7 protein-coding genes and 2 pseudogenes are annotated in these 7,041 nt (G+C 62.4%); 6 read left to right on the top strand and 3 right to left on the bottom strand.

Annotated elements, in window-relative coordinates; all coding sequences use genetic code 11:
• Positions 1–695: pseudogene (locus RUW20_RS15110) on the top strand (hypothetical protein); the annotation flags it as partial.
• A 10-nt stretch (positions 696–705) separates the two neighbouring features.
• Here the strand turns inward: RUW20_RS15110 and RUW20_RS15105 are convergent.
• Both RUW20_RS15105 and apaG read right to left on the bottom strand, forming a co-directional pair.
• Positions 706–1,308 (bottom strand): class I SAM-dependent methyltransferase, encoded by a 603-nt coding sequence (locus RUW20_RS15105; RefSeq protein WP_313953054.1) that lies wholly within the window; start codon positions 1,306–1,308, stop codon positions 706–708.
• 10 nt (positions 1,309–1,318) lie between these two features.
• Positions 1,319–1,702, bottom strand: coding sequence for a Co2+/Mg2+ efflux protein ApaG (gene apaG, locus RUW20_RS15100; protein ID WP_313953053.1), 384 nt, complete (start codon positions 1,700–1,702; stop codon positions 1,319–1,321).
• A 148-nt stretch (positions 1,703–1,850) separates the two neighbouring features.
• On the opposite strand from apaG, the gene rpe reads away from it, so the two are divergent.
• From rpe to trpE, 3 genes are all read left to right on the top strand, one after another.
• Positions 1,851–2,540: a ribulose-phosphate 3-epimerase gene (gene rpe, locus RUW20_RS15095; RefSeq protein WP_313953052.1), complete on the top strand. Its 690-nt coding sequence runs from the start codon at positions 1,851–1,853 to the stop codon at positions 2,538–2,540.
• Positions 2,540–3,223 (top strand): phosphoglycolate phosphatase, encoded by a 684-nt coding sequence (locus RUW20_RS15090; RefSeq protein ID WP_313953051.1) that lies wholly within the window; start codon positions 2,540–2,542, stop codon positions 3,221–3,223. Before rpe ends, RUW20_RS15090 begins: the two co-directional genes overlap by 1 nt.
• Positions 3,224–3,403: 180 nt before the next feature.
• Positions 3,404–4,876 (top strand): anthranilate synthase component I, encoded by a 1,473-nt coding sequence (trpE, locus tag RUW20_RS15085; protein WP_313953050.1) that lies wholly within the window; start codon positions 3,404–3,406, stop codon positions 4,874–4,876.
• Between the two features lie 67 nt (positions 4,877–4,943).
• On the opposite strand, the gene RUW20_RS15080 is transcribed toward trpE, so the two are convergent.
• Positions 4,944–6,119 (bottom strand): O-antigen ligase family protein, encoded by a 1,176-nt coding sequence (locus RUW20_RS15080; protein WP_313953049.1) that lies wholly within the window; start codon positions 6,117–6,119, stop codon positions 4,944–4,946.
• Positions 6,120–6,340: 221 nt separating this feature from the next.
• Between RUW20_RS15080 and RUW20_RS15075 the strand changes: the two genes are divergently transcribed.
• Together RUW20_RS15075 and RUW20_RS15070 are read left to right on the top strand one after the other, a co-directional pair.
• A complete protein-coding gene (locus tag RUW20_RS15075; protein WP_313953048.1) occupies positions 6,341–6,631 on the top strand; it encodes a mechanosensitive ion channel family protein in 291 nt (96 codons plus the stop codon).
• Positions 6,628–7,041: pseudogene (locus RUW20_RS15070) on the top strand (hypothetical protein); the annotation flags it as partial. The gene RUW20_RS15075 and the pseudogene RUW20_RS15070, both read left to right, overlap by 4 nt.

The following is a 7,041-nucleotide window of genomic DNA, read 5'->3' as shown; positions in this document are numbered from 1 at the left end:
TCCGCTTGCCCGGCACCGGTTGCTGTACCTCGTCCTTGCCGATCGCTGCCGAGCCGATTCCCGAGGTGGACGCTGCCTTGCTCGGCCTGGATGGCCCGCGCTTCGTGATCGCTCAGCGTGCCATCAAGTTCGACCCCGGCGACGATGAGGTCTACGCGCGGATAGCCGTCGCGGTCGGCGCGAGCGTCTTCATTCTGCTGCGGGATCCGGTTTGTCCCTGGGCGACCGACCAGATCATGCTGCGCCTGGAATCCGCATTCCGCAGGCATGGGCTTGATCCGACCCGGCATCTGGTGGTGATTCCCTGGCTCTCGCCGGGGAAGTTTCTCGCCTTGCTTGATCTCTGCGACGTCTTTCTCGACTGTCCGACTTTCTCCGGCTACACCACGGCCTGGCAGGCAATCCATCGCGGCCTGCCGATCGTTGCCCTTGAAGGCCGCTATATGCGCCAACGCCTTGCTGCGGGCTTGCTGCGCAAGGCCGGCTTGCCAGGCACCATCGCCTCCTCGGTAGATGAATACATCTGCATTGCGGCGCGACTGGCCGAGGAGTGCCGCGACCTGGATCGCCGAAAAACCCTTCGCGCAGGGGTTCTCGCTGCCGCGCCAGCGGTGGATGGCGACCTCAGCGTCGTCAGGTCGTTTGAACGGTGCCTGGCAACTGAACTGGAAGCTCGCCGCCAAGGCTCCGAATAACCAGCCGGATTCAAGGGCTGTCGACACGCCTCAGGCTGATCAGCCTGAACCAGCCAGCTGCCAGCGCCGGCTGATCGCGCTCGAGGACCAGTTGCGGCGTCTGCTCGAGCACCTCTTCGAGGACCACGTCCAGCCGGGTAGCCACACGCCGAACCAACGGATTGAGCAGTCGTCGCACCAGCGCCCGCCGCCCAGGTTGAAGAAACTTGTCGAAGATCAGCACGCTGCCGCCCGGCGCCAGTACGCGTGCCGTCTCGCCCAGGCAGGCGACGGGATCGGGAAGCACGGCGAGGATCAGGTGCAGGATCGCGTGGTCGAAACTGCGGTCGGCAAAGGGCAGGTACTGCGCGTCGCCCTGAACACACTGGAAATCGAGCTGCGCTGCGCGTGGCAGTGCTCGCCGCAGCATGGCACGCGTCAGGTCGATTCCGGTGTAGCTGTGCTGCGATGGCAATAGCGGCAGGTCAAGGCCCGTGCCGACACCGCTCAGCAGTACGCGCGCCGGCTGCTGCGGCAGGAAAGCCAGACTTTTCGTGCGCGGCACGCGCGTTGCTGCGGCAAGTGCCGCGTCGTAGAAGGGAGAGATCAGCGTGTAGCTGTGTTTGAGGCTCAATAGCGCCGAATCAATGCAGGACGCGTGGCACGGCCAGGGTGAACTCGCCGATCTGGGCTTCGAACTGCTTGCCGTCTACCGCCGTCATCTGGTAGCTACCACGCATCGTGCCGACCGGCGTTTCCAGTTGGCAACCGCTGGTGTACTCGAACTTCTCGCCGGGTTGCAGCAACGGCTGCTGGCCGACGACGCCCAGGCCGCGCACTTCCTGGACCTCGCCGCTGGCATCGGTGATGATCCAGTGCCGCGAGATGAGTTGGGCCGGCACAGTGCCGACATTCTCGAGGGTAATGGCATAGGCAAAGACGTAGCTGTCGTTCGCCGGGTCAGACTGCTCGGCGATGTATTGCGGGATCGCGCTGACCGCGACCTCATACTTCTTGCTCTCAGCCATGTTTGCTCGATGTCGGGACACTCAGAACCGGCATTGCACACCAAAGCGCGGATGCTGACAAGCCTGTTCGTGATCTGGACTCCTCGCCAAAGCGGCGGAAGCCGATTCGCGGTAGAATGAAACCCCGTTTTCTCAAGGGTTTTCCGCCATGTTCGTCATCGCTCCCAGCATCCTTTCTGCCGATTTTGCCCGACTCGGCGATGAAGTCGTGAACGTAATCGCCGCTGGCGCAGACTGGATCCACTTCGACGTAATGGATAACCATTACGTGCCGAACCTGACTATCGGCCCGCTGGTATGCAAGGCGATCCGCCCGCTGACCCAGGCGCCGATCGATGTCCATCTGATGGTCAAGCCGGTCGACCGAATCATCCCCGACTTCGCCGAGGCCGGCGCCAACATCATCACCTTCCACCCCGAAGCCTCCGAGCACGTCGACCGCTCGCTGGCGCTTATCCGTGAATGCGGCTGCCAGGCCGGCCTGGTGTTCAATCCGGCCACGCCGCTGGACCACATGGACCACGTCATGGACAAGCTGGATATCGTCCTGCTGATGAGCGTCAACCCGGGCTTTGGCGGGCAGAAGTTCATCCCCTCAACACTCGCCAAATTGCGCGCTGCACGCGCCCGCATCGATGCCTACGAACAGGAAAGCGGACGCCGCATCCGGCTCGAGGTCGACGGCGGAGTAAAAGTGGACAACATTGCCGAGATCGCCGCCGCCGGTGCCGACGCCTTCGTCGCCGGCTCGGCCGTCTTCAGCGCCGGAAGCGACAGCGACAGCAACCGCTACGACACGGTCATCGCGGCGCTACGCCGCCAACTGGCGGCTGCTTGATGCCTCCGCCGCTCAAGGTACGCGCCGTCCTGATTGATCTCGACGGCACGCTGATCGACACCGTCCTCGACCTGCATGCTGCGGCCAACGCCATGCAGCGCGACCTCGGCAGACCAGAAGTAGCCGTGGAAGCGGTCCGCAGCTATGTCGGACGCGGCATCCCCAATCTCGTCAAGCGCGTGCTCGCTGGAAGCATGGTCGCCGCCGACGACCCGGCACCGCCGCCCAAGGAAGCACTGGACAGCTTCCGTCACCACTACGCCAGCGCGAACGGCCGTCATGCCGTGCTCTTCCCGGGTGTGCTTGAAGGCCTCGAAGCCTTCAAGGCCCTGGATCTGCCGCTCGGAGTAATCACCAACAAGGCACAAGCCTTCGCCGTACCACTGCTTGAGCATGTCGGTCTGGCGCCGTTCTTCAAGGTGGTGGTGAGCGGCGACGTCCTGCCCCGTCCGAAGCCCGACCCGATGCCGTTGGTCTGGGCCAGCGGCCGCCTCGGCACCTCGCCCGCGGACGTGCTGATGATTGGTGATTCGGTGCACGATTTTCATGCCGGACGCGCCGCCGGCTGCCACGTTTTCCTCGTGCCCTACGGCTACAACGAAGGGCGAGGGGTTGGTGATCTCGCTTGCGATGGTATAGTCTCGAGCCTCGCTGAAGCCGCCCAACGCATCCGTCACGCATGAACGCACTCGAACACAAACTGCACGCACCGCCCGCCAGCCGGGCGGGGGCTTGGCCCTGGCGCCCCTGGCGCCGATAAATGGCCGCGCAGCCTCGCCGCTGCCCCGCCCCGCCCCGCGGTGTGCATCAACTCGATGCCCACCGGTTCCAACAGTGTTTCCGTGTTTTCTTGTGGAGTTCCCATGACCGCAGCGTATTTTAATCGGCTCGCTGCCGAAGGCTACAACCGTATCCCGGTAACGCTCGAGACCTTTGCTGATCTCGACACCCCGCTGTCGATCTACCTGAAGCTGGCCAACGAGCCGTACACCTACCTGCTCGAATCGGTGCAGGGCGGCGAGCGCTTCGGCCGTTACTCGATCATCGGTCTTTCCAGTCCGACGCGTATTGTCGTCAATGCGCATCAAGTCCTGGTACTGAACGGCAACCGTATCGCCGAACGCGAAGACGACACCAACCCGCTCGACTTCATCGCCAAGTACATGCACCGCTTTCGCGCCGCGCCAACCACCGGTTTGCCGCGCTTCTGCGGCGGACTGGTCGGTTGCTTTGGCTACGACACCGTGCGCTACATCGAAACCCGGCTGACGCGCTCGCAAAAACCGGACGATCTCGGCATTCCCGACATCGTGCTGCTGCTTTCCGAAGAAATTGCCGTGGTCGACAACCTCTCGGGCAAACTGACCCTGGTCGTCTATGCCGAGCCCGGCGTTCCCGGTGCCTACCAGAAAGCGCAGGCCAGGCTCCGGGAGCTGCTGGCCAGGCTACGCGAGCCGGTACATATCCCGGCCGAGAAACCACAGCCCTCGCAGCCGGCGACATCGATGTTTGGCGAGACCCAGTTCAAACAGGCCGTGGTCAAAGCCAAGCGTTATATCACCGAGGGTGACATCATGCAGGTCGTCCTCTCCCAGCGCATGAGCAAACCGCTCGCCGCCAGCCCGATCGCCTTGTACCGCTCGCTGCGCTCGCTCAATCCATCGCCGTACATGTTCTACTTCGACTTCGAGGATTTTCACGTGGTCGGCGCTTCACCGGAGATTCTGGTCCGTCTCGAAGGCGACACGGTCACCGTCCGGCCGATCGCCGGCACGCGCCGGCGAGGCGTTTCCTTTGAAGAAGATCAAGCGCTCGCCGATGAGCTGCTGGCTGACGAGAAGGAACGGGCCGAGCACGTGCAACTCCTCGACCTCGGCCGCAACGACGCCGGTCGCGTTGCGCGCATCGGCACCATCAAGCTCACCGAAAACATGATCGTCGAGCGCTACTCGCACGTCATGCACATCGTCTCGAACGTCGAAGCCAAGCTGCGTCCTGACCTGACCGCGCTCGACGTACTCAAGGCCACCTTCCCGGCCGGAACCGTCTCCGGCGCGGCGAAACTCCGCGCGATGGAAATCATCGACGAGCTCGAACCGGTCAAGCGCGGGATTTACGCCGGTGCCGTCGGCTACCTGGGGTTCAACGGCGACATGGACCTGGCAATCGCGATTCGTACGGCAATCGTCAAGGACGGCCAATTACACGTACAGGCCGGCGCCGGCATTGTCGCCGACTCCGACCCGTCTTCGGAATGGCAGGAAACACAGAACAAGGCGCGCGCCGTGCTGCGCGCCGCAGAGCTGGCCGAACATGGGCTTGACACGCGCCTGTGAGTTACCGGCGGCTCGCTGGCGAACCGCCGGCATTGAGCCCGCGTGAGGTAGGCTGGACAACCGGGTGTCACTTCGGAGTTTCCCGGGCCTGGCGCGTGGCGATATTCAAGGCCGCAATAAGTGCGAGCGGGATCCACGTCAGAAACCAGTGCTCTTTGGGTCGTGGCAGGATGCCGCCGCCTTCGGTGAGTCCCGCACCAAGACCATAGATCAGCAGGGCACCGCCGATCGCGAAGAGCAGTTTGTGCCGATGACGCCAGCAATAACTCAAGGCCAGCACATGCATGGCCAGCCAGAGGCACAGGCCGATGATGCCTGTGTAGTACAGCACTCCGAGGGCAAAGCTGTGCGGTTCGCTGAATGGAAGTGGAGATACATCAACGTAGATCGCCAGGGACGCTCCAATGCCAAAGCCCAGCCAAGGCCGCTGGCTGATCTTGCTCAGTGCACTCTGCCAGATCTCCAGGCGGTAAGAAGTGCCGCGACTCATTAGCGCGTCGGGATAGAGTAGCAGCATCACCGCCAAGCCCGATGCGCCAGCCAGGATCAGAATGATCGAACGTCGGTCCCAGCGGACCAGTGCCAACCACCCACAGACCAACGCTGTTGCGAGGAGCGGTGTGCGCGAGCCGGTGGCCAGCAGCGCGCCTCCGGAAACTAACAGTGGTGCGATGGTCATCCAGCATTGTCGTTGCGGCAAGGTCATGCTCAAAGCGAGCCAAAGGGCGCAAAAAAAACCGAAAAGATGCGAGCTCAGCAGTGGGTTGTCCAACGCCCCTGGGCCAACCAGCCTGGCTTCTGGCGTCCAGCCAACGGCAAACGTGCCTAGCGAATAAATGGTCAGCGGAATCATCAGCACTGCGGCAATCAGCGTGCTCTGTTCGAGTCGTCTACTCCCTTGCACGGTGAGCAATGAGCACGCGGCAAACAACAGGAAGATGTATAGGGGGTTCTTCAACAGGCCGCCGGTCAAGCTGCCGCTAATTGACCAGATGCTGCTGAGCAGGGACCAGGCGGAGAAAGCCAGGAAAAGCCCGATGATGGGTTCCCGCAACAAGTCCTTGAGCACCTCCGGCTTCAATACCAGTGCCAAAAAAGCCGGAAATGCCAGCAGTGCGTAGACCAACTTGTGGTAAGTGCCACGATCAGGCAGGACAGCCAAGCCCAGCAGCAGGATCAAATAACCCAGCGGGAGGAGCCAGTCGCAGATGAAAAAGAATGCTTGTTGTGAGCGTGGGGTCATCGGAAAATGCATTTAAGGTGCCCGCGGGGGGTACCTCCGCCAGGGGCAGCGTCATGCTACCAGCTTTTGCTGCTGCGACCTTGGTTCTGTCATATCGGATGCGTTTTCCGAAGCAGATCCCGGAAACGCCGATTGTCGGATAACTCGAATCTGGACAGACCTCTTGCGACAACTGCGGAGCAATTACTCGTTCCCTGCATCGGCGTTGTTCGCAGTATTTCGTGATTCTGGTGCCAGTCATCGTTTCCGCCCTTGGTGCGCTTCAGCTGGATGCCATCACACGGCCCGCCACCGACATGCTGGCAAAGGTGATGGAAATGCTGCCGGCAATTTTCAGTGCCGGCTTGCTACTGCTCGCGGTCGTCATCGGGCGCATCGTCGCGGGACTACTGAGCAACGTGCTGGCAGCTGTCGGTTTCGATGATCTGCCGGTAAAACTCGGCCTCGCCAAAACGGCGGCAGAAGGGGAGCGCTCGCCATCTGCCCTGGCAGGCAAGCTGGCATCGCGGTGATCGTGCTCTTCGCCACCACGGAAGCCAGCAACCTGCTCGGCTTCGCTGGTTTTTCGGCGATCGTCAGGAGCTTCGTCGGCTTTGGCGGGCACGTACTGCTTGGCCTGGTGATCTTTGGCTTCGGTCTGCTGCTGGCAAATTTCGTTGCCGGTATCGTGCGCGCCAGCGACTCGCCGAATGCGCCCCTGCTGGCGCTTGGCACACGAATCGTCATTCTGCTGTTGTCTGGTGCCATGGCGCTACGTCAGATGGAACTGGCCATTGACATCGCCAACCCGGCTTTTGGATTCATCGTCGGTGCTGTGGCTGTCGCGCTGGCGCTGGCTTTCGGCCTGGGTGGACGGGATTCCGCCGCGGCACTTCTCGCCGATTGGCAGCAGCGGACGGGCAAGTCCAGTTCGACGGACGCA

Origin of the sequence: Accumulibacter sp. (assembly GCF_032229525.1) — a bacterium.
GTDB lineage: Bacteria > Pseudomonadota > Gammaproteobacteria > Burkholderiales > Rhodocyclaceae > Accumulibacter.
The sequence above is the reverse complement of the archived record's forward strand: the minus strand, read 5'-3'. Positions and strand labels throughout refer to the sequence as shown.

Coding starts and splice junctions, on each gene's coding strand:
- RUW20_RS15080 (WP_313953049.1), bottom strand. CDS start 6,119: ATGACCCCACGCTCACAACAAGCATTCTTTTTCATCTGCGACTGGCTC.
- apaG (WP_313953053.1), bottom strand. CDS start 1,702: ATGGCTGAGAGCAAGAAGTATGAGGTCGCGGTCAGCGCGATCCCGCAA.
- RUW20_RS15090 (WP_313953051.1), top strand. CDS start 2,540: ATGCCTCCGCCGCTCAAGGTACGCGCCGTCCTGATTGATCTCGACGGC.
- trpE (WP_313953050.1), top strand. CDS start 3,404: ATGACCGCAGCGTATTTTAATCGGCTCGCTGCCGAAGGCTACAACCGT.
- rpe (WP_313953052.1), top strand. CDS start 1,851: ATGTTCGTCATCGCTCCCAGCATCCTTTCTGCCGATTTTGCCCGACTC.